The sequence below is a fragment of the Staphylococcus sp. 8AQ genome (assembly GCF_902506595.1).
Lineage (GTDB): Bacteria > Bacillota > Bacilli > Staphylococcales > Staphylococcaceae > Staphylococcus > Staphylococcus pasteuri.
Window position 1 is genome coordinate 420,656 of record NZ_LR733871.1, and the last position, 20,943, is coordinate 441,598.

Annotated in this window: 25 protein-coding genes; 17 read left to right on the forward strand and 8 right to left on the reverse strand. The window is 31.0% G+C overall.

The genetic code is table 11. The features are described from left to right. Window positions 1-10 precede the first annotated feature (10 nt). Window positions 11-277 carry a DUF3055 domain-containing protein gene (locus tag GVY01_RS02245; RefSeq protein ID WP_017637459.1) on the reverse strand — a complete coding sequence of 89 codons (267 nt, stop codon included), beginning with the start codon at window positions 275-277 and terminating at the stop codon, window positions 11-13. A gap of 104 nt (window positions 278-381) precedes the next feature. Between GVY01_RS02245 and GVY01_RS02250 the strand changes: the two genes are divergently transcribed. The 8 genes from GVY01_RS02250 (at window position 382) to dltD (ending at window position 7,224) form a co-directional block, all read left to right on the forward strand. Then, window positions 382-816 carry a DUF86 domain-containing protein gene (locus GVY01_RS02250; protein WP_017637458.1) on the forward strand — a complete coding sequence of 145 codons (435 nt, stop codon included), beginning with the start codon at window positions 382-384 and terminating at the stop codon, window positions 814-816. Next, a complete protein-coding gene (locus tag GVY01_RS02255; RefSeq protein WP_017637457.1) occupies window positions 816-1,595 on the forward strand; it encodes a TIGR01457 family HAD-type hydrolase in 780 nt (259 codons plus the stop codon). Before GVY01_RS02250 ends, GVY01_RS02255 begins: the two co-directional genes overlap by 1 nt. A gap of 22 nt (window positions 1,596-1,617) precedes the next feature. Beyond that, entirely contained in the window at window positions 1,618-2,580 is a 963-nt protein-coding gene (locus GVY01_RS02260) for a 2-hydroxyacid dehydrogenase (protein ID WP_017637456.1), read from the forward strand. A 364-nt stretch (window positions 2,581-2,944) separates the two neighbouring features. Continuing rightward, window positions 2,945-3,097: a teichoic acid D-Ala incorporation-associated protein DltX gene (locus GVY01_RS02265; RefSeq protein WP_017637455.1), complete on the forward strand. Its 153-nt coding sequence runs from the start codon at window positions 2,945-2,947 to the stop codon at window positions 3,095-3,097. A 14-nt stretch (window positions 3,098-3,111) separates the two neighbouring features. Continuing rightward, window positions 3,112-4,569 (forward strand): D-alanine--poly(phosphoribitol) ligase subunit DltA, encoded by a 1,458-nt coding sequence (gene dltA, locus GVY01_RS02270; protein WP_159333625.1) that lies wholly within the window; start codon window positions 3,112-3,114, stop codon window positions 4,567-4,569. Then, window positions 4,566-5,780, forward strand: a complete 1,215-nt coding sequence (dltB, locus tag GVY01_RS02275) for a D-alanyl-lipoteichoic acid biosynthesis protein DltB (RefSeq protein ID WP_017637453.1) — start codon at window positions 4,566-4,568, stop codon at window positions 5,778-5,780. The genes dltA and dltB overlap by 4 nt, the downstream gene beginning before the upstream one ends. Window positions 5,781-5,797: 17 nt before the next feature. After that, entirely contained in the window at window positions 5,798-6,034 is a 237-nt protein-coding gene (gene dltC / locus GVY01_RS02280) for a D-alanine--poly(phosphoribitol) ligase subunit 2 (RefSeq protein ID WP_017637452.1), read from the forward strand. Beyond that, a complete protein-coding gene (gene dltD, locus GVY01_RS02285; protein ID WP_017637451.1) occupies window positions 6,031-7,224 on the forward strand; it encodes a D-alanyl-lipoteichoic acid biosynthesis protein DltD in 1,194 nt (397 codons plus the stop codon). The genes dltC and dltD overlap by 4 nt, the downstream gene beginning before the upstream one ends. A 68-nt stretch (window positions 7,225-7,292) precedes the next feature. On the opposite strand, the gene GVY01_RS02290 is transcribed toward dltD, so the two are convergent. Then, a complete protein-coding gene (locus GVY01_RS02290) occupies window positions 7,293-8,285 on the reverse strand; it encodes a YeiH family protein (RefSeq protein WP_017637450.1) in 993 nt (330 codons plus the stop codon). A 134-nt stretch (window positions 8,286-8,419) separates the two neighbouring features. Here GVY01_RS02290 and GVY01_RS02295 point away from each other — a divergent pair, with 134 nt between their 5' ends. Next, window positions 8,420-9,274: a LysR family transcriptional regulator gene (locus GVY01_RS02295; RefSeq protein ID WP_017637449.1), complete on the forward strand. Its 855-nt coding sequence runs from the start codon at window positions 8,420-8,422 to the stop codon at window positions 9,272-9,274. Between the two features lie 170 nt (window positions 9,275-9,444). On the opposite strand, the gene GVY01_RS02300 is transcribed toward GVY01_RS02295, so the two are convergent. Beyond that, a complete protein-coding gene (locus tag GVY01_RS02300; RefSeq protein WP_002433501.1) occupies window positions 9,445-9,687 on the reverse strand; it encodes a NifU family protein in 243 nt (80 codons plus the stop codon). A gap of 99 nt (window positions 9,688-9,786) precedes the next feature. On the opposite strand from GVY01_RS02300, the gene GVY01_RS02305 reads away from it, so the two are divergent. After that, on the forward strand, window positions 9,787-10,107 hold the full coding sequence (locus GVY01_RS02305; protein WP_017637448.1) for a YuzD family protein: 321 nt from the start codon (window positions 9,787-9,789) through the stop codon (window positions 10,105-10,107). 207 nt (window positions 10,108-10,314) lie between these two features. On the opposite strand, the gene GVY01_RS02310 is transcribed toward GVY01_RS02305, so the two are convergent. Beyond that, complete coding sequence (locus tag GVY01_RS02310; protein WP_017637447.1) at window positions 10,315-11,379, reverse strand: NAD(P)/FAD-dependent oxidoreductase; 1,065 nt, start codon at window positions 11,377-11,379, stop codon at window positions 10,315-10,317. Between the two features lie 325 nt (window positions 11,380-11,704). Between GVY01_RS02310 and GVY01_RS02315 the strand changes: the two genes are divergently transcribed. The 6 genes from GVY01_RS02315 to GVY01_RS02340 all read left to right on the forward strand — a co-directional run bounded on the left by GVY01_RS02315 (window position 11,705) and on the right by GVY01_RS02340 (window position 17,324). Then, window positions 11,705-11,950, forward strand: a complete 246-nt coding sequence (locus tag GVY01_RS02315; RefSeq protein ID WP_017637446.1) for a YuzB family protein — start codon at window positions 11,705-11,707, stop codon at window positions 11,948-11,950. A gap of 12 nt (window positions 11,951-11,962) precedes the next feature. Next, entirely contained in the window at window positions 11,963-12,322 is a 360-nt protein-coding gene (locus GVY01_RS02320) for a HesB/IscA family protein (RefSeq protein ID WP_017637445.1), read from the forward strand. A 261-nt stretch (window positions 12,323-12,583) separates the two neighbouring features. Beyond that, window positions 12,584-13,792 carry an NAD(P)/FAD-dependent oxidoreductase gene (locus tag GVY01_RS02325; protein ID WP_017637444.1) on the forward strand — a complete coding sequence of 403 codons (1,209 nt, stop codon included), beginning with the start codon at window positions 12,584-12,586 and terminating at the stop codon, window positions 13,790-13,792. Between the two features lie 182 nt (window positions 13,793-13,974). Then, complete coding sequence (locus GVY01_RS02330; RefSeq protein WP_017637443.1) at window positions 13,975-15,459, forward strand: M17 family metallopeptidase; 1,485 nt, start codon at window positions 13,975-13,977, stop codon at window positions 15,457-15,459. Window positions 15,460-15,611: 152 nt separating this feature from the next. Continuing rightward, the gene (locus GVY01_RS02335; RefSeq protein WP_017637442.1) at window positions 15,612-16,928 is read left to right on the forward strand and encodes a Na+/H+ antiporter family protein; all 1,317 of its coding nucleotides are present in this window, start codon (window positions 15,612-15,614) and stop codon (window positions 16,926-16,928) included. Between the two features lie 21 nt (window positions 16,929-16,949). Next, window positions 16,950-17,324, forward strand: coding sequence for a PaaI family thioesterase (locus GVY01_RS02340; protein ID WP_017637441.1), 375 nt, complete (start codon window positions 16,950-16,952; stop codon window positions 17,322-17,324). A gap of 81 nt (window positions 17,325-17,405) precedes the next feature. Here the strand turns inward: GVY01_RS02340 and GVY01_RS02345 are convergent, their stop codons facing one another. Continuing rightward, a complete protein-coding gene (locus tag GVY01_RS02345; protein ID WP_017637440.1) occupies window positions 17,406-18,563 on the reverse strand; it encodes an NAD(P)-binding domain-containing protein in 1,158 nt (385 codons plus the stop codon). Between the two features lie 218 nt (window positions 18,564-18,781). Between GVY01_RS02345 and bioB the strand changes: the two genes are divergently transcribed. Beyond that, window positions 18,782-19,765, forward strand: coding sequence for a biotin synthase BioB (bioB, locus tag GVY01_RS02350; RefSeq protein WP_017637439.1), 984 nt, complete (start codon window positions 18,782-18,784; stop codon window positions 19,763-19,765). Between the two features lie 71 nt (window positions 19,766-19,836). Here the strand turns inward: bioB and mnhG1 are convergent, their stop codons facing one another. Genes mnhG1 through mnhE1 form a run of 3 tightly spaced genes read right to left on the reverse strand, consistent with a single transcriptional unit; the run spans window position 19,837 to window position 20,943 of the window. Further along, window positions 19,837-20,193 (reverse strand): Na+/H+ antiporter Mnh1 subunit G, encoded by a 357-nt coding sequence (gene mnhG1 / locus GVY01_RS02355; RefSeq protein ID WP_017637438.1) that lies wholly within the window; start codon window positions 20,191-20,193, stop codon window positions 19,837-19,839. Then, the gene (gene mnhF1 / locus GVY01_RS02360) at window positions 20,171-20,464 is read right to left on the reverse strand and encodes a Na+/H+ antiporter Mnh1 subunit F (protein ID WP_017637437.1); all 294 of its coding nucleotides are present in this window, start codon (window positions 20,462-20,464) and stop codon (window positions 20,171-20,173) included. The genes mnhG1 and mnhF1 overlap by 23 nt, the downstream gene beginning before the upstream one ends. Continuing rightward, window positions 20,464-20,943, reverse strand: a complete 480-nt coding sequence (gene mnhE1, locus GVY01_RS02365) for a Na+/H+ antiporter Mnh1 subunit E (RefSeq protein WP_026083494.1) — start codon at window positions 20,941-20,943, stop codon at window positions 20,464-20,466. Before mnhE1 ends, mnhF1 begins: the two co-directional genes overlap by 1 nt.

Sequence of the window (20,943 nt, forward strand, 5' to 3'; positions counted from 1 at the left end):
ATCAAAATTATTATTGAATCACTTCATTAAGGTATTCAATGATTTCATCGCCTTCTTCTTCAGATACACCTAAAATATGAGCGATATAACCTTCTTCTTCAATATCATCAGATCCAATAATACCAAATTTATTAGTTTGCATATTTAATACCAAAGTTTTACCATAATGTCGATCGGTTTGAACGAGCATTAAGTCATATCGACTATGTTCACCAACAAATCCAACAAATTGAACTTGGCTTTGTTCTTCATCATCATATAAATACATATCAATCATTTGTAGAACCCCTTTAAACGAAATATACTACGCCTAAGTATAACGACAAATGAAGTGTACTGCAAAATTATGATATTATAAAGTTAATAAGAGGTGATTAGGAAATGTATTTTGTAGATAAAGATAAACTTTCAGAAAAACTAAATTACTTAAGACAATTAACAGAGGATTATACTCAAAACAAAGATAATCATTATGCTTTTGAAAGAATCGCACAAATGTTAATTGAATCATCAGTAGATATTGGAAATATGATTATTGATGGATTTATTCTAAGAGATCCAGGTAACTATAAAGACGTGATTGATATTTTAGAATTAGAAAATGTTATTTCTAAAGAAACTCAAGAAAATATTAATAAAACTGTAGATGTAAGAAAGCAATTTGCACATAACTATATTCAACTTGATACTAATGAAATTGAACCGTTATTTGATCAAGCAATACCTTACTACAAACAATTTATTGATGAAGTTATTCAATTTTTAAATAATGAAAATGTTCCAATTACTGCATTTGGCAAAGGAGAGAACAAATAGTGAAGCAATACAAGGCATATTTAATAGATTTAGATGGGACGATGTATAAAGGAACTGATGAAATTGATGGTGCAAGTCAATTTATCGATTATTTAAATGAACATCAAATTCCACATCTATATGTAACAAATAATTCTACCAAGACGCCAGATCAAGTTGCAGATAAATTGCATGAAATGAATATCGACGCAACACCTGATGAAATTGTTACATCAGCTTTAGCAACAGCAGATTATATTTCTGAACAATCTCCAGGTGCATCTGTCTATATGTTAGGCGGTGAAGGTCTACATTCTGCATTGACTGAAGCGGGTCTAGTAGTTAAAAATGATGAAAATGTTGATTATGTTGTTATCGGACTTGATGAAAATGTTACTTATGAAAAGCTTGCTATAGCAACACTTGCTGTCAGAAAAGGAGCAACATTTATTTCAACAAATCCTGATGTTTCTATACCAAAAGAAAGAGGTTTCTTACCAGGTAATGGTGCAATTACAAGTGTGGTATCAGTATCTACAGGAGTACAACCACAGTTTATTGGTAAACCAGAAACGATAATTATGAATAAATCTTTAGAACTATTGCAACTTAATAAAGAAGAAGTGGCCATGGTTGGAGACTTGTATGATACAGATATTATGTCTGGTATAAACGTTGGTATCGATACTATTCATGTTCAAACAGGTGTGACTACACTAGAAGAAATTCAGACAAAAGATATTCCACCAACATATTCTTTTAAAGATTTAAATGAAACAATTGTTGAATTAACAAATTAACTTGGTGAGAGGGGCTCAAAGATTGAACAAAATTGTTGTAACACGTCAAATTCCTCAAAAGTTTATAGCACAGTTAGAAGAAATTGCAGAAGTCGAAGTATGGAATGAAGAATTTATACCCATGCCTAGAGAAAAATTCTTATTATCTATCAAAGATGCAACAGCTTGTTTTGTTACTTTAAGTGAAAAAATTGATGAAATCTGCTTAAATGAAGCACCAAATTTAAAGGTAGTAGCCAATATGGCTGTTGGTTTCGATAATATAGATATTGATGTTGCCAAACAAAAAGGTGTCACTGTGACTAATACACCAGAAGTTTTAACTGAAACGACTGCGGAATTAGGTTTTACACTTATGTTAGCAACTGCTCGTCGCATTGTAGAAGCTGAACAATATATTCAAGAAGGACAATGGAAAAGTTGGGGACCATATTTACTATCTGGTAAAGACGTATATGGTTCAACTGTTGGTATTTTTGGTATGGGAGACATTGGTAAGGCTTTTGCTAAACGTTTGAAAGGCTTTAATACTAAAATTTTATATCATAATCGTTCAAGACAAGAAGCGACTGAAAACGAATTGGGTGCTACATGGGTTTCATTTGATGAATTACTTGAAGAAAGTGACTTTGTGGTATGTACTGCACCTTTAACAGATGAAACCAAACATAAATTTAATGCATCCGCATTTGAAAAAATGAAATCTGATTCAATATTTATCAATATTGGTAGAGGTGCCGTTGTAAATGAAGAAGATTTAGTAAATGCTTTAAACACAGGACAGTTATTAGCATGCGGTTTAGACGTGTTAGAACAAGAACCAATTGATATGGATCATCCACTATTAAAAATGCCTAATGCTGTGATTCTTCCACACATTGGTAGTGCATCTGAAAATACACGGAATGATATGATTCAATTATGCGTGGATAATATTAAAGCAGTATTAAATGATAAACCTGCAATTACCCCAGTAAATTCATAGTTTTAATTATAATTTAAGCTTATCTATTTAGTTTAATTAAATAGATAGGCTTTTTATTATGTTTAAAATAGCTCAATCTAACAATTTTGTTATACCGTCTGTAATTGTTTAATTACAACGTAAGATTTAAAATAATATTATTCAATAAGTAATATGCTCATACTATATTTATAGCTTACGCAACTTGGAGTAATTAACTTAAATTTTTATGCTAAAAATAATTTTGAATTTTATTCGAAACATGAGTATAATGAATTGTAAAAACAAAATATAAAACATCTATTATATATTAAAATTATTTACATTGAATACAGACGATTAAGAACTTTGGTTTATGATAAGTAAATTTTAGGAGAGTTGCCCAATGAAAACTAAAGGTAAGGAACCTACGAATAAATATTACCTAGCAATGAAGCCGTATCTTTTAACTTTATTATATTTAGCAATATTTATCGCTTTATATTTAATATATGGTAGTGGAGATACACATAATAACTTCATTTATAATGAATTTTAATGAGGGAGAAAACTATGACAGATATTATTAATATTCTCAGTCAACTGAGTAAAGAACAACCAGATGTAGTAGCAGTTAGACATACGACTGATGAAATAACATATAAGCAATTAGATGAAGTTTCTAGTAAGCTTGCACATCAATTACAAGGCAGTCAACAACCTATGATTTTATTTGGTCATATGTCGCCTTATATGATTGTAGGTATGATTGGTGCGATTAAAGCAGGTTGCGGCTATGTGCCTATCGATACATCTGTACCAGAAGAGCGAGTGAAGATGATAATCGATAAAGTTCAACCAGAATATATTTTTAACACAACCGATTATGAATTAGATCATCAACATGTACAGATGATTACGATTGAAGATGTTGTTAATTCACAAGACTCAATTATTTTTGATAGTCAAATGAAGGATAATGATGTTGTATATACTATTTTCACATCAGGTTCTACAGGTGAGCCGAAAGGTGTTCAGATCGAATACGCTAGTCTTGTTGAATTTGCTGAATGGATGAATTCATTGAATCAATTAGGTAATGGGAAAGAATGGTTGAACCAAGCGCCATTTTCATTTGATTTATCAGTTATGGCAATTTACCCATGTTTAGTTTCTGGTGGCACTTTAAATCTTGTTGATAAAGACATGATTAAAAAACCAAAACTATTAAATGATATGTTATTAGCTACGCCGATTAACATATGGGTTTCTACGCCATCATTTATTGAAATGTGCTTATTACTACCAACATTAAATGAAGAACAATATGGTAGTTTAAATCATTTCTTCTTCTGTGGAGAAATTCTTGGACACAGAACAGCTAAAGCATTAGTTGATAGATTCCCTAATGGTGTTATATACAATACTTATGGTCCTACGGAAGCTACTGTAGCGGTGACTAGTATACAAATTACGCCAGAGATTCTTAAGCAATATAATCCACTTCCAGTAGGTGTTTCAAGACCTGGCACTAAATTAACGACAACTGATGAAGGTGAATTAGTCATTCAAGGTCAAAGTGTAAGTGTTGGTTACCTAAAAAATGAAGAAAAAACAGCTGCCGTGTTTAACTTTGAAGATAGAGTGAGAACATATCACACAGGAGATAAAGCTAAAGAAGAAGATGGTTTATGGTTTATTCAAGGTCGTATAGACTTCCAAATCAAATTGAATGGTTACCGTATGGAATTGGAAGAGATAGAATCACAATTACGAGATTCTGAACTAATTAGAGAAGCTATTGTAGTTCCTGTTTATAAAAATGACAAAGTAACTCATCTTATAGGAGCTGTTGTTGCAACTGAAAAAGTAGAAGATGACAGAAAAATGACAAAGAACATCAAAGATGAACTTAAAACGCGCTTACCAGAATATATGATTCCTCAAAAGTTTGTTTGGATGGAGCAATTACCACTTACATCTAATGGTAAACTAGATCGTAAGAAGATTGCAGAGGTTGTTAACGGATGATACCTTATGGCACGTTTACATTCTTCTTAATTTCATTCATTGTACTAATTCCTGTTATAATTCTTGGCTTTTTAGGTAAGCGAAGCTATATATATAACGGTATTACGACAGCAATAATGGTTATACTGATATTTTCATCAGATAAACATAATTTGTTTGGTCAAAAGTATTTAAGTGTTCAATTAATCAGTTTTATCATATATGTTATTTGGCAAGTTGGCTTAATCATGTTTTATTATAAATCTAGACAAAAGAATAATACTTTTTCAAAATTTGTGATTATCATGGTTCTGTCAATATTGCCATTAGCACTAGTTAAAGTATTACAAAGTACATGGTTAGGTGGGCATCAAATTCATTTCCATGAAAGTAAATTAATTGAATTTGTTGGTTTCTTAGGTATTTCATACGTTACTTTCAAGAGTGTTCAATTAATTATGGAAATCAGAGACGGTTCAATTAAAGAAATTAAAATTGGCAAATTAATTCAATTTATCTCATTCTTCCCAACTATCTCATCTGGGCCAATTGATAGATATAAACGTTTTGTTAAAGATGACAAAAAGGTACCAACTGGTGGGGAATATAGAGAATTAGTTTTAAAAGCAATTCACATGATTATGTTAGGTTTCTTGTATAAATATATCATTGCTTACTTCATTCAAGTATATGCGATCAATCCACTACAAATGAATTTACCTGGATTTACTCATATGTGGTTATATATGTATGCATACAGTTTCTATCTATTCTTTGATTTTGCAGGTTATAGTTTATTTGCCATAGCACTCAGTTATTTATATGGTATTAAAACACCACCAAACTTTAATAAACCTTTCCAATCTAAAAATATTAAAGATTTCTGGAATAGATGGCATATGACTTTATCATTTTGGTTTAGAGACTGTATTTATATGAGATCATTATTTTATATGTCTCGTAAGAAGATGTTTAAGAGTCAATTGGCTATGTCAAACATGGCTTTCTTCCTTAATTTCTTTATCATGGGAGTTTGGCACGGATTAGAAGTTTATTATATTATTTATGGCTTATACCATGCAGCATTATTTATAGGTTATGGTTATTATGAAAAATGGAGAAAAAATCATCCTCCACGTTGGCAAAATAAATGGACTAACGCGTTAAGTGTTGTCATCACATTCCATTTTGTAACGTTCGGCTTTTTAATTTTCTCAGGTAAATTTATTTAATAAAGGAGTAATTAATTATGGAATTTAGAGAACAAGTATTAGACTTATTAGCAGAGGTTGCAGAAAACGATATTGTAAAAGAAAATCCAGATGTAGAAATTTTCGAAGAAGGTATTATTGATTCTTTCCAAACAGTAGGTTTATTATTAGAAATTCAAAATAAATTAGATATCGAAGTTTCTATTATGGACTTTGATCGTGATGAGTGGGCTACACCAAATAAAATTGTGGAAGCATTAGAAGAACTACGATGAAATTAAAACCTTTTTTACCCATTCTAATTAGCGGCGTTATATTTATTATATTTGTTCTGTTACCCGCACAATTATTTACAGGGCTAATTAATGATAAAACGCTTGCTAATAATAGAATTTCATTAACAGATCAAGTATTAAAAGGCACGCTCATTCAAAATCAACTATATAAGTCGGATAAATATTATCCAGTTTATGGTTCAAGTGAATTAGGTAAAGATGATCCATTTAATCCAGCAATTGCGTTAAATAAGCACAATTCAGATAAACCAGTATTTTTACTAGGCACTGGTGGGTCAACAGATTTAATTAATGCAGTAGAACTTGCATCTCAGTATGATTATTTAAAAGGTAAAAAATTAACTTTTATTATCTCACCACAATGGTTTACTAATCATGGATTAACAAACCAAAACTTTGATGCTCGTATGTCTCAAAATCAAATTAACACGATGTTTAATCAAAAAAATATGCCTGCTGAATTGAAACAACGTTATGCCAAACGTTTATTGCAATTCCCGCATGTACATAACAAAGCGTATTTAAGAAAAGTTGCTAAAGATCCACATAATGTATCAGGTCACTATATTTCAGCATTTAAAGAAAATCAATTAATTAAGATTGAAGCAATTAAATCATTATTCTCTATCACTAAACCACCTTTATCTCATGTTAAACCTGCAACTGATGAAAAAGCATCATGGGGCCAAATGAAAGACAAAGCAGAAGTAATTGGTAAAAATAATACCAAAACTAATGATTATCATATTAGAGACCCATATTGGAAACTGATCAAAGAAAATAAACGTAAAATAAATCGTGATTATGAATTTAACGTTAATTCTCCAGAGTTCCAAGATTTAAAATTACTTGTTCAAACAATGAATAAAGCTGGCGCAGATGTACAATATGTAAGTATCCCATCAAATGGTAAATGGTATGATCATATTGGTATCGGTAGTGATAGACGCCAAGCAGTGTACAAAAAAATTCATTCAACTGTCGTTGATAATGGCGGTAAAATATACGATATGACTGATAAAGATTATGAAAAATATGTCATTAGTGACGCGGTTCATATTGGTTGGAAAGGTTGGGTCTATGTAGATCAACAAATTGCCAAACATATGAATGACAAAAAACAACCTCAAGTTGATAAAGACAAACACAAACAAAAAGAATCAAATTAATAATTAACGCCTTTCAAGAATCTAAGATGACAAATAGTTCATCGAAGTATACTTGAAAGGCGTATTTTTTAGAATAAAGAAGTAGAAATAAAATAGCTTATAATTGATAAACAAATAGATACAAAAATAATTATGAATAACGGTTTTAAAGCTTTTGATTTTAAATCTTTGAATGATACATTTAATCCTAATGCAACCATTGCCATTAATAAGAAAATATTAGTTACTACCTCTATTATTTTTAATAATGCGTGAGGGATAGGAATATATGTATTGATTAATGCCATTAATATAAATCCAATTAAAAAATACGGAAAATCAATATGGTGTGCTTGTTTATCATTTTTATTCTTAAATTTCACAATAAAAATAAATATTAATATAACTGGAATTAATAAAAATACACGTCCTAATTTTGCTAATAAAGCTATTTTAAGAGATTCTACCCCAGCATAATTACCAGCCAAAACAACTTGTGCAATTTCATGAAGGCTAGTTCCAGACCAAATACCAAAATGTACAGGGGAGATATGAATGATTGAATAAATAAATGTATAAATTAATGAGAAGACAGTCCCTACTAATGCAATGATGCCGACACTAATAGCTGTATCTTTGTCTCTTGATTTTATAATTGGTGCTATTGCTGCGATAGCGGCTGCACCACAGATACCAGTACCAACGCCTAATAATGTTGTTATTGAAGTATCTGCTTTTACTATGCGACTAATAAAATAGGTGAATAGGATACTGAAAACAATAACGCACGCATCCATTAATAATAATTGACCACCATGTCCTAATATTTCATCGATATTTAATTTGAGACCATAAAAGACAATCGCAATTTTTAATAAGTATTTAGATGAAAATGTTATTCCACTTTTATAATCTTCTGGATATCCTTTGAAATGTCGATAAAGTATAGCAATAAGAATTGCGATTGATAAACCGCCAATTTGACTAAGGACAGGTAATTTAGATAATACAAGACTTATGATTGCGATGATAAATGTAAATAAGATACCTATAATAAAGTGCTTATCCTTAATTTTATTCATGACATGTTCCTCCTTTACGAAAAGTTTAGCATTACATAATTATATCGTTAAATAAATATTTAACATACTATCTATATCAAATTTGTTATAATCATATTAAAAATATAAATGAGTATAGAACAAGGAGAAAGTACATGGATCCTTACAAAGTATTAATAGAAGTGGTCAAAACAGCTAATTTTACTAAAGCGGCCGAGAATCTATATACATCTCAACCATCGATTAGTCGAGATATTAAAAGATTAGAAGCAAAATATAATGTTAAAATTTTTGAGTTTACTCGGCCAACAATATGTTTAACATCAGATGGAGAAAAGATTCTACGTTATGCGTTGCAACGTGAAAATATTGAACAAGAGTTATGGCATGATCTAAAAAATGACCTTAATATTATTGCTGGATCAATATCGATAGGTAGTAGTTACACATACGGCGAACAATATTTATCTGAAAAATTAATTAAAGTTGCTAATGAATATCCAGACTTACATGTTAATGCTTATTTAATGAATTCAGATACGGTCATAGATAATGTAAAACATAATATTGTTGATATTGGCATTATTGAACGTGAAATTCAAGATAACACACTTGATTTAGCATGTATTTCCCAAGATGAAATGGTTTTAATTTATAATAGGCAAATAGGCTTTGATAAGAATCAAGTATGTTATGTGAGAGAACAAGGATCTGGAACAAGGGTGTATCAGGAAATTGGATTAACTAGATTAGAATTGCATCCTTATTTGGTGGAAATTAATTCAAATCAAGTGATAGTAGATATGGTAAAAGCAGGTAAGGGATTTACAGTAATTTCTAAATCAGTATTAGAAAAAGAACCAAAAGAAGTGCTTGCTTCTATCGAGTTAGACGTGTTTCGTAATTTCTACCTTACTAAGCACAAAGATAAATACGTGGACAATAATTTAAAAGCCATCATAGATCTATTCGAATGCCATTATTATAATGATGAAACAAAAAAAGAATGATTTTATTAACTTTAATAAAAATAAAACAAATCCAAAATTTCAGAGACATAAAAATACCACTCAAATGATTGAATTCAATCCATCTGAGTGGTTACTATGTCTTAAATATCTATAATATATGAAGATTTTCATAATTTGTAAAACAAAGTAAATAATTACTTGTAAACAAATTAGAATACTTGTTCAACTTCGATAACACCAGGTACTTCTTCGTGTAAAGCACGTTCAATACCAGCTTTTAAAGTAATTGTAGAACTTGGGCATGTACCACAAGCACCATGTAGTTGTAATTTAACAATTCCGTCTTCAACGTCAACTAATGTACAGTCGCCGCCATCACGTAATAAAAATGGACGTAAACGTTCTATAACTTCAGCTACTTGATCAAACATTGTCGCATTCTCAGTAGGCATGAGATATGTCTCCTTTCAAGTATATTATTTCATTATCATTATTAGTACATTATAATAGATTAAGAACGAAAAATCTATAAATCAAAACGAGGGATTTCAATGACTAAAATAAGTGTTGTTGTTTATGGGGCAGATATTGTATGTGCGAGTTGTGTTAATGCACCGACATCAAAAGATACATTCGATTGGTTACAACCATTACTTAAGCGAAAATTTCCACAACATCAATTTGAATTTACATATATCGATATTGAAAAAGATACAGAAAATTTAACAGATCATGATCAACAATTTATTGAACGTATTCAAGAAGATGAATTATTTTATCCATTAATTACTATGAACGATGAGTATGTGGCAGATGGATATATTCAAACAAAACAAATAACACAATTTGTGGAGCAACATTTTAAATATTAAAATGTCTAATTTTTATCTATAGAAAAAGAGGGAGTGGGACAGAAATAACATTTTTCCAAAATTTATTTCGTTGTCCCACCCCGGCAAGGTTGACTAGAATTGAAAAAAGCTTGATACAAGTGCATTTTCAAATCAGTCAACTACTGCCAATTTAAAATTTTAGCCTGAGACATTGATTTATGTCCCAGGCTGTCTTAATTTATATTTTTAACCATTATGATATTTATATAACCAAAGTACGCCTGATTTAAGGATGGAAGCAAGTCTACCTGTAACGGTACGATCCATGATATAAGCGAATCCTTGTTTATCACCAAGTGAACCTAAGAAGCCTTGAACTTTAAGTTCTGGCATTTTTTCAGGTAATGGCTCATTATTCCATTGTTTTTTCATGACATCAGCAATTTGTTCACCTTGTAACTCTGCTAATTGAGCACTTGGTGCATGCGGTAAATCTGCACAATCCCCAACTACATAAACGTTTTTGTATGTTGGAATTTGATGATACTGATTTAAAATAACACGACCATTATTGTTAATATCAATTGGTAAATTTCTAACAACTTCAACTGGTTGAATACCTGCTGTCCACACAACTAAATCTACATCTTCAGGAACACCATTATTATATATTTTACCTGGTTCAACTTTATCAATAACTGAGTTAGGTACAACTGTTACATTATGTTTAGAGAACCATTTTGCAATATAATTACTTAATTTTTCTGGGAAGTTTCTTAGGATTCGAGACCCTCTATCGTATAATAAAATTTCCAAATCAGCACGGCTTTCCCTTAGCTCACTTGCTAACTCAATGCCGCTTAAACCAGCACCGACAATAGCAACTTTAGCCCCATTAGGTAATTCACTAATACTATGGAATGTTTCGCGAGCCTTTGATAGTGTCTGAATACTATGTGTGAATGTATCAGCACCTGGAACGTTGTGATATTTATCTTCACAACCTAAACCAATCACTAACTCATCATAATCGACTTTTGAATTACCTACTGAAATAATTTGTTCATCTAAATTAATCTCATTAATTTCCCCATAGACAGTATTCATTTTAGAATCTCCAGGAAATTCCATACGAACATCTTTGTCAGATTTTGTTCCAGCAGCTAGTGCATAAAATTCAGGTTTTAAGCCATGAAATGGCATACGATCGATTAATGTTAACCTATAACCATCTGGTAATGAATTAGGCAATATACGAGACATGATGCGCATATTACCGTAACCCCCGCCTAATAAAACAATATTTTTCATTTTAGTATACCCCTTTATCCTAAAAATCTTGTTATAAATAAGTGTGCAATTGATTTAGAAAGACACTTATTTAATGTCATTTTATGCAATTATGCCCCTTAAAATGATGAAAAGAATAACCCCTTAACATCTTATTTTATAGACTATGTATTTATATGATTATTATATCGGTTTTTCAAATTGACTACAAACATATATCGAATGAAATTGAATATATTGTTTTATTTGTAAAAATTTCTATTTTTAACATTTTAAGCTCAAAGATAGTCATAACAACTGGTAGTTTGTTATAATATTATAACTATTATTTTAGAGAGGGTGTCGTATGTTTCCGTTAGTTGAATTCTGCATTTCCAATATGGCTAAAGGTGGGGATGTAGTTTATGAAAAATTAGAAAATGATCCTGATATAGATGTTTTAGAATATGGATGTTTACAAAACTGCGGTATATGTTCCGACGGCTTGTACGCACTTGTCGATGGTGATATTGTTGAAGGAGATACACCGGACGATTTGTTAAATAATATATATAAACATATAGAAGAAAATGATTTCACGAACTTATTATAGGAGGTTATGATTATGCAAACAGTTATATTAACTGAAGCAGCAGCTTATGAAGTTAAAGATATGTTACAAAGTAATGATATGCCCGATGGCTATTTAAAAATTAAAGTTAATGGTGGCGGATGTACGGGTTTAACATATGGCATGTCAGCAGAAGCTGAACCAGGCGAAAATGATGAAATATTAGAATTCTTTGGTTTAAAAGTGTTAGTAGATAAACATGATGCCCCAGTATTAAATGGTACGACAATCGATTTTAAGCAATCATTAATGGGCGGCGGTTTCCAAATTGATAATCCAAACGCTATTGCTTCATGTGGTTGTGGTAGTTCATTTAGAACAGCTAAAGTTGCAGGAAACCCGGAAGATTGTTAAAGCGATATACAGCAATTAATTTAATAAATTAAATTTTTCACAAAGTGCACTATTGTCGCTTGAAAATATTGTACAAAAGCTATAGAATTAAACTTGGATTTAATATTGTCTTTTCTGTGAACTTCACGAGAAATAGCTTGATGAAAAAGACGTAATAATTATTGTGTGTCGTAGTTTTAAAATGTGTTACTTATTTAAGTTTAATCATTTTTAGTTATGCTACACTAGAGTTAAAATATTATGAAAGCTTAGGTGAAAATAATGGCTCAAGAACGTAAAAAAGTATTAGTTTTAGGTGCAGGTTATGCAGGTTTACAAGCTGTTACTAAATTACAAAAAGAAGTTTCTGCAGAAGAAGCAGAAATTACTTTAATCAACAAAAATGATTATCACTACGAAGCAACTTGGTTACATGAAGCTTCAGCAGGTACAATTAATTATGAAGATTTATTATACCCAGTTGAAAGTGTATTGAAAAAAGACAAAGTTAACTTTGTAAAAGCAGAAGTTACTAAAATTGACCGTAATGCTAAAAAAGTAGAAACTGACAAAGGTATCTATGACTTCGACATTTTAGTTGTAGCATTAGGATTTGTTAGTGAAACATTTGGTATTGATGGTATGAAAGATTACGCTTTCCAAATCGAAAACGTTTTAACTACACGTCAATTATCTCGTCATATCGAAGATAAATTTGCTAATTATGCAGCTTCTAAAGAGAAAGATGAAAATGATTTATCAATCTTAGTTGGTGGTGCAGGATTCACTGGAATCGAATTCTTAGGTGAATTAACTGACAGAATCCCTGAATTATGTAGCAAATATGGTATCGATCAAAGCAAAGTTAAAGTAACTTGTGTTGAAGCGGCACCTAAAATGTTACCAATGTTCTCAGATGACTTAGTTAATCATGCAGTAAACTACTTAGAAAACCGTGGCGTTGAATTCAAAATCGCTACACCAATCGTTGCATGTAATGAAAAAGGATTTGTTGTTGAAATCAATGGTGAAAAACAACAATTAGAAGCAGGCACTTCAGTTTGGGCTGCAGGTGTACGTGGAAGCCACTTAATGGAAGAATCTTTCGAAGGCGTTAAACGTGGTCGTATTGTTACTAACCAAGATCTTACAATTGCAGGTCATGACGATATCTTTGTTATTGGTGACTGTTCTGCATTCGTTCCTGCTGGTGAAGAACGTCCATTACCAACAACAGCACAAATTGCAATGCAACAAGGTGAACATGTTGCTAAAAACATCAAACATATCTTAAATGGTGAAGCTAAAGAAGAATTTGAATATGTTGACCGTGGTACAGTATGTTCATTAGGTTCACATGACGGTGTAGGTATTGTTTACGGTAAAGATATTACTGGTAAAAAAGCAGCGTTCATGAAAAAAGTTATCGACACTCGTGCCGTATTCAAAATCGGTGGCATAGGTCTAGCATTCAAAAAAGGTAAATTCTAACTTTTTATAATAATGTAAGCCTCCTTACTTAATAGTTTGGAGGCTTTTTTGTATGCTTATTAAGAAAAGATGATTTGTAAGTAAAATACTCAATAGTCATTTCAATAATAATCATTTTTTATATTTTGAAATGATATAAAATGATTTATAAATGAATTAAAATAAATAAGGAGGACGCACTTATGAAAATTCACGTTAATTCGACAGCGCACAACGATATACATAATATTATCGTTGGGATCCCTGAACATATAAATCAATTAGAAAATATAAATTATAATGGTCAATCATTAATTGAAGATTTACAAACATTAAAGCAAAATCATATTATCCAAGGTAGCATTGGAAAAATTGCGACTTCAATCATATATATTCAAGAACAACCTAAAAGATTAATAACAGTAGGCTTAGGTAATATCAAACAATTGAATTATGCGGATTTTTTAAAAATATGGGGAAATTTATTTCAATATTTAAAACAAGAATTTATTACTGAAGCGGAGTTAATATTATCATCATTTTTAAATAAGTATATTGATGACAGTATTATAGCTAAAACACTGGGATTACAAAGTGAACAATCTATTTATCAATTTGATAATTATAGATCTGATAAACGCTCACCATATCAACCTAATTTATATATAAGCGTAAATCAAAGACATGAAGACATAGAATCAATGATAAAAGAAGGTAAAATTTTAGGTGAATCAATTAATATAGCACGTGACTTTAGCCAAATACCACCTAATATTTTAACTCCACAATATTTTGCCGAAAGTGTTGAACAGCTTTTTAAAGATACATCAGTTCGTGTTGAGATTAAAGATGGACAAACTATACAAGATGAAGGATTTGGATTATTACATGCAGTAGGAAAAGGTTCTATTCATAGTCCAAGACTCATTACGTTAAGTTATCAAGGTCGTCAAGATGATGCAGATCCAATCGCATTAGTTGGTAAGGGAATTACTTATGATTCCGGTGGTTATAGCATTAAAAGTAAAACAGGCATGCAAACAATGAAATACGATATGTGTGGTGCAGCTAATGTTGTTGCAATGATAAAGGTTGCTCATCAATTAGCACTTCCTATCAATATTATTGGTGTAATTGCTTCAGCTGAAAACATGATAAATGAAAAAGCTATGAAACCTGATGATGTATACACAGCGTTTAATGGTGAAACCGTTGAAGTTCTAAATACCGATGCAGAAGGGCGACTAGTTTTGGGTGATGCTGTAGCCTTTGCTACCCAATTTAAGCCACAAGTTATATTAGATTTTGCAACATTAACAGGTGCAGCTATTGTAGCCTTAGGTGAAGATAAAGCTGCTGCATTTGAATCACATGCTTCTAATCAGCTACAAGAAATTTTAAAATTGGCTAAAAATGTTGATGAACAAGTATTTGAGCTGCCTATTACTCAAACTGAAAGACAATTAATAAAAAATAGCGACGTAGCTGATTTAGTTAATCATACGAATGGACAAGGAAAAGCTTTATTTGCAGCATCCTTTATTAGTCATTTTAGTGGATCAATTCCGCATATGCATTTTGATATCGCAGGACCAGCTACTATAAATAAAATGTCTTATAAAGGACCAAAGGGACCAACCGGTTATATGATTCCTACTATTATAGAATGGTTGAAAACAATGAATTAGTTTATTAAGGGAGGAGGTTTGAACCTCCTTTCTTGTTGTTAATTATAATATGCAATTGGTTTTATTTTTATATTGACTTTATATTATTGAATTGCTATGATATTATCCATAAACGCTTTAGTTCGATAGAGTGATAAAGGATGGTTTTGCTTATGGTAAATGCAGTAGTTATAGCTGTTATATTAATGATTATCTTATGCTTGTGTAGATTGAATGTCGTTATAAGTTTATTTATTAGTGCACTTGTTGGCGGCATACTGTCTGGTATGAGTGTTGAAAAAGTTATAAGTATATTTGGGAAGAATATTGTTGACGGTGCTGAAGTCGCATTGAGCTACTCATTATTAGGAGGATTTGCTGCATTAATTTCCTATAGTGGTATTACAGACTATTTAGTTGGAAAAATAATTAATGCAATTCACTCTGAAAATAGTCGACTTTCAAGAATTAAAGTAAAAATAATTATTATCGTTGCGTTACTAGCAATGAGTATTATGAGTCAGAATTTAATACCTGTACATATTGCATTTATTCCAATTGTTATCCCACCATTATTAAGTTTATTCAATGATTTAAATATTGATAGAAGAGTCATTGGTTTAGTCATTGGATTTGGATTATGTTGGCCTTATGTTTTAATACCTTATGGTTTTGGTCAAATATATCATCAAATTATTCAAAGTGGTTTTCAAAAAGCACACCATCCTATCGAGTTTAATATGATTTGGAAAGCGATGATAATTCCTTCAATGGGCTATATCGTTGGTTTAATTTTAGGTTTAATTGTTTACCGCAAACCAAGAAAATATGAAGAGCGAAATATTAATGATAGAGCAACCGTAACTGAAGTAAAACCATATATTTTAGTTGTTACTATCATTGCGATTTTAGCAACTTTTATTGTTCAAACATTAACAGATTCAATGATTTTTGGTGCTTTAGCAGGTGTTCTTGTATTCTTCATTTCACGTGCATATAGTTGGCACGAATTAGACGAACAATTTGTAGATGGTATCAAAATTATGGCATATATTGGTGTTGTAATATTGACGGCTAATGGTTTTGCTGGTGTCATGAATGCTACTGGAGATATAGATAACTTAGTAAAAAGTTTAACAAGTATTACAGGAGATCATAAATTACTAAGTATAGTAATTATGTATATTATAGGCTTAATCGTTACGCTAGGTATCGGTTCATCATTTGCGACGATACCAATTATTGCTTCATTATTTATTCCATTTGGTTCTTCAATTGGTTTAGATACAATGGCTTTAATTGCATTGATAGGTACAGCTAGTGCATTAGGTGATTCAGGTTCACCAGCTAGTGATTCAACTTTAGGTCCAACAGCAGGACTTAATATGGATGGACAACATGACCATATTAGAGATACATGTATTCCAAACTTTTTATTCTATAATATACCATTGATTATTTTTGGTACGATAGCAGTCATGGTATTATAGTATAAAAAGAGGTGTTCTAAGTTGACCAATTTGTTAGAAACTTTTGAAATGAATGTTGAAATTGAAGAAGAAGGCAAAGTAGTTATTTCAATGCCAGTTACAGATAAAGTGAAACAACCATTTGGATATTTACATGGCGGTGCGAGTTTGGCCTTAGGAGAAACTGCCTGTTCACTTGGAGCAGCGAATTTAATAGATACGACTCAGTATATTCCATTAGGTTTAGAAATGAATGCTAACCATGTCCATTCAGTAAAAGAAGGAAAGGTTATTGCAATAGCTACTATTATCCACCAAGGTAAATCAACACAAGTTTGGAATATTGAAATTAAAGATGAAAACGATAACCTAATTAGTATTATGAGAGGGACAATGGCAATTAAAGCTTTGAAGTAAAATATATCTCATAAATTTATAAATAATATATACCCCTATAGTTGAAATATAATTTCAATTATAGGGGTAATTTGTTGTTTATTAGGATACTTTTTCTTTTAGTATGCGATTATATGCATGACAGATTCTTTCAGAAGCTTCTCGACCGCCCATAATATTTCTACCAAAGGGACCAAGTTCTAAATCTGCTAGTCCACCAGCTACAAATAAATTAGGTAACCATTCTAACTCATATGATATGTTAGGAAAACCACATTTTGTTAATGGAGCGTTCAATTGAGTAATTAAATCTTGGATAATAGGTTGATTCATGACAGTATTTTCAAATCCAGTAGCTAATAAAATATGGTCATAATAAATCGATTTGTGAGTTGTAATGATATGATGATCTTTAATATCTTTAATTTCATTTTTATGAAGAACTAAACGACCATTATTTACATGTTTTTTAATACGAAGATATAGTTCGTGAGGCATTGATCCTTTATGACGTTCTGCCTTAATAATTCTCATTCGTTCCTGTGAAGATTCGATATTTAAGAAATGTTTCATATTCTTAGGACCAAGCCAACCTGGGTCGGCGTCAAAATCATGAATTTCAATATCTTTATTTAACCATAAATGAATTGTTCTTTGATGATTAGTATTAATTAATTTAAGTGTCAAATGTGCGGCTGATATTCCGCTTCCCACGACATGAGAAGTTTGATTAATATTTATTTGCGATTCCGCTTCGTTGAAAATATGCTGGACATCGGATTGTTGCTGAAACATAGGTGGAATATTCGCGCGATGGTTACAACCATGTGCAATAATTAAAAATTCTGTTTGAATGGTTTGACCGTTTGCCAATTCTAACTGCCATTGATGTTGCTTTCGATTTATATGTTTAACAAATCCTTGTATGTGATTCTCATTTAAATGATATTGATGGATAAGTTCATGAGTATGATGCATAAACATATCACGCTGTGGTCGTTTATAAGGACCGTATGTAGCACCTGTATATTGATTAAATTTAGCATATTGTTTTAAATGAAATGGCTCAGGGTGAATATGATGTACAAATGGAGATCTTAAAAATGGCATACTAATACGTTGAGTATAAGTATTAAATTGTTCACATAATGAAGGATAAGGGTCTATTATTGTCAATTCGTTAGATGATAAGCCGGCTTGTCTTAGTTTTAAAGCTATTGTTGTACCTTGAATGCCACCACCAATAATTGTCCAGTGCATGTTATCAACTCGCTTTCTAATTTACTATATAAAACGTAATCATTACGATTTAAAAATTATAGCACATTTCTACTTCTAATACAATTTCATGAAAATAATAACCCATAGCTATAATGTAAACTTTTAAAATGAATTAGTTTACATTATAATAGAATAGTATTTAGATTCTCATATATACATAAAGAAGATTTATTTTATGATAATAGGGGGAAAATTGAATGAAATTATCAGAAAGAGTTATGAAAGAAGACAATTTTACTAAAAAAGAATGGCTAAGTATCTTCGAAAGCGACAGAATAGATACATTGGAGTTATTACATGAAGCATATATCGTTAGAAAACATTACTATGGTAAAAAAGTAAAATTAAATATGATACTTAATGCTAAAAGTGGTATATGTCCTGAAGATTGTGGTTATTGTGGGCAATCTAGAGAAATGAAACAAAAGCAAAGATATGGTTTAGTTGATAAGGAGAAAATAAAAGCAGGGGCAAAAGTGGCTTATGAAAATCAGATAGGAACGTATTGTATTGTTATGAGTGGTAGAGGTCCTAGTGATAAAGAAGTTAAACATATTTGTGATACCGTACAAGAAATTAAAACTATACATCCACAACTTAAAATATGTGCATGCTTAGGTTTAACCAATGAAGAGCAAGCTTCACAATTAAAAGAAGCAGGCGTAGACCGCTATAATCACAATATTAATACAAGTGAACGTTATCATGATAACGTGGTAACTACACATACATATGAAGATCGAGTTAATACTATTGAGGTTATGAAAGCAAACCAGATTTCACCTTGTTCTGGAGTTATATGCGGTATGGGTGAAACGAATGAGGATATTATAGATATGGCTTTAGCACTCAAAGCGATTGATGCAGATAGTATTCCCATAAATTTTTTACATCCAATAAAGGGAACTAAATTTGGAAATATGGACGAATTAACACCAATGAAATGTTTGCGTATCATTTCAATGTTTAGATTAATTAATCCAACTAAAGAAATACGAATTGCAGGTGGAAGAGAAGTTAACTTACGTTCATTACAGCCATTAGCGTTACAAGCTGCTAATTCTATATTTGTAGGTGATTACTTAATAACAGGTGGTCAACCTAATCAATTAGATTATGATATGTTAAAGGATTTAGGATTCGATATAGATGTAGTGAATGATAAAGTTACCCAAATCTAGAATAGTATCAATGATTATTAAAAAGACCAATCGAAGTATGATTTTATCGATTGGTCCTTTTCAAATAATATTTATAATTTTTTATCTTTTAAATCTTCTTTAATTTCGTCAACTTTAGTATTTTTACTATAAGGTGTATTTGTATTATAAGCTGCTTTCATTATCATGTGACTTGATAGGGGGCCAGTAATTAAGACGAAGATAATACCAATGATTAATTGCATATTTGTATAACCTTCAGTACCAATAAAATATAAAAATGCTCCCATTAATAAACTCATTGCTCCCAATGTAGCAGCTTTACCAGCAGCGTGTGCACGAGAATAGATATCTTCAAGTCTTAATAAACCAATAGCAGCTACAGCACTGATGATTGCTCCAATAATGATTAAGATAAGAGAAATACTAATGACTATCGTTTCTATCATGTTCTATCACCTTACCTTTATCCATGAATTTTGAGAAAACGGCTGTACCTAAGAAGGCTAAAATACCTACTAATAAAATAACTACAATCATATATTTAATATTCATTAAAATACTAAAGAGTGCAATAACGGCCATTAGTTGTAGACCCAAGGCATCTAATGCAACTACTCTATCTGCTAGAGAGGGTCCTAAAATAACTCTAACTAGCATAGCCAACATTGATAAAACGACTATGACTAATGCAATAATAATTATTGTTTTAATTGTCATTATTCTTCGCCCACCTCTCTAACAACTTTTTCTAAAGAAGATTTTATTCCTTCAACTTCTTCTTCGGTTGTACTAAAGTCAATAGCATGTATATAGATTTTGGTACGATCATCACTAATACCAAGAACTACAGTCCCAGGTGTTAATGTAATTAAATTGGAAAGTAACACTATTTGCCAGTCTGTCTTCAAATCTGTTGGATATACAAAGAATCCCGGCTTATTAGTGATTTGTGGCTTTAAGATGATTTTTAAGACATCTAGATTAGCTTTTATTAATTCTAATAAGAAAATAAAGACTAATCGAATCATTCTATATATACGAATTAAGTAAAACTTTCCTGGCATTACGCGATGAAGGAGATAAACCAATATGAGACCAAATAAATAACCTAATACGAAATTGTTTAATGTATAGCTATCTGAAATGAGTAACCACACAATTGAAACTAATAAATTAACAACAATTTGGACTGCCAT

Excerpts from the sequence above, each read along its gene's own strand:
- GVY01_RS02245 (WP_017637459.1), bottom strand. The coding sequence starts at position 277 with ATGATTGATATGTATTTATATGATGATGAAGAACAAAGCCAAGTTCAA.
- GVY01_RS02250 (WP_017637458.1), top strand. The coding sequence starts at position 382 with ATGTATTTTGTAGATAAAGATAAACTTTCAGAAAAACTAAATTACTTA.
- GVY01_RS02265 (WP_017637455.1), top strand. The coding sequence starts at position 2,945 with ATGAAAACTAAAGGTAAGGAACCTACGAATAAATATTACCTAGCAATG.
- dltA (WP_159333625.1), top strand. The coding sequence starts at position 3,112 with ATGACAGATATTATTAATATTCTCAGTCAACTGAGTAAAGAACAACCA.
- dltB (WP_017637453.1), top strand. The coding sequence starts at position 4,566 with ATGATACCTTATGGCACGTTTACATTCTTCTTAATTTCATTCATTGTA.
- dltC (WP_017637452.1), top strand. The coding sequence starts at position 5,798 with ATGGAATTTAGAGAACAAGTATTAGACTTATTAGCAGAGGTTGCAGAA.
- dltD (WP_017637451.1), top strand. The coding sequence starts at position 6,031 with ATGAAATTAAAACCTTTTTTACCCATTCTAATTAGCGGCGTTATATTT.
- GVY01_RS02290 (WP_017637450.1), bottom strand. The coding sequence starts at position 8,285 with ATGAATAAAATTAAGGATAAGCACTTTATTATAGGTATCTTATTTACA.
- GVY01_RS02295 (WP_017637449.1), top strand. The coding sequence starts at position 8,420 with ATGGATCCTTACAAAGTATTAATAGAAGTGGTCAAAACAGCTAATTTT.
- GVY01_RS02300 (WP_002433501.1), bottom strand. The coding sequence starts at position 9,687 with ATGCCTACTGAGAATGCGACAATGTTTGATCAAGTAGCTGAAGTTATA.
- GVY01_RS02305 (WP_017637448.1), top strand. The coding sequence starts at position 9,787 with ATGACTAAAATAAGTGTTGTTGTTTATGGGGCAGATATTGTATGTGCG.
- GVY01_RS02310 (WP_017637447.1), bottom strand. The coding sequence starts at position 11,379 with ATGAAAAATATTGTTTTATTAGGCGGGGGTTACGGTAATATGCGCATC.
- GVY01_RS02315 (WP_017637446.1), top strand. The coding sequence starts at position 11,705 with ATGTTTCCGTTAGTTGAATTCTGCATTTCCAATATGGCTAAAGGTGGG.
- GVY01_RS02320 (WP_017637445.1), top strand. The coding sequence starts at position 11,963 with ATGCAAACAGTTATATTAACTGAAGCAGCAGCTTATGAAGTTAAAGAT.
- GVY01_RS02325 (WP_017637444.1), top strand. The coding sequence starts at position 12,584 with ATGGCTCAAGAACGTAAAAAAGTATTAGTTTTAGGTGCAGGTTATGCA.
- GVY01_RS02330 (WP_017637443.1), top strand. The coding sequence starts at position 13,975 with ATGAAAATTCACGTTAATTCGACAGCGCACAACGATATACATAATATT.
- GVY01_RS02335 (WP_017637442.1), top strand. The coding sequence starts at position 15,612 with ATGGTAAATGCAGTAGTTATAGCTGTTATATTAATGATTATCTTATGC.
- GVY01_RS02345 (WP_017637440.1), bottom strand. The coding sequence starts at position 18,563 with ATGCACTGGACAATTATTGGTGGTGGCATTCAAGGTACAACAATAGCT.
- bioB (WP_017637439.1), top strand. The coding sequence starts at position 18,782 with ATGAAATTATCAGAAAGAGTTATGAAAGAAGACAATTTTACTAAAAAA.
- mnhG1 (WP_017637438.1), bottom strand. The coding sequence starts at position 20,193 with ATGATAGAAACGATAGTCATTAGTATTTCTCTTATCTTAATCATTATT.
- mnhF1 (WP_017637437.1), bottom strand. The coding sequence starts at position 20,464 with ATGACAATTAAAACAATAATTATTATTGCATTAGTCATAGTCGTTTTA.
- mnhE1 (WP_026083494.1), bottom strand. The coding sequence starts at position 20,943 with ATGGCAGTCCAAATTGTTGTTAATTTATTAGTTTCAATTGTGTGGTTA.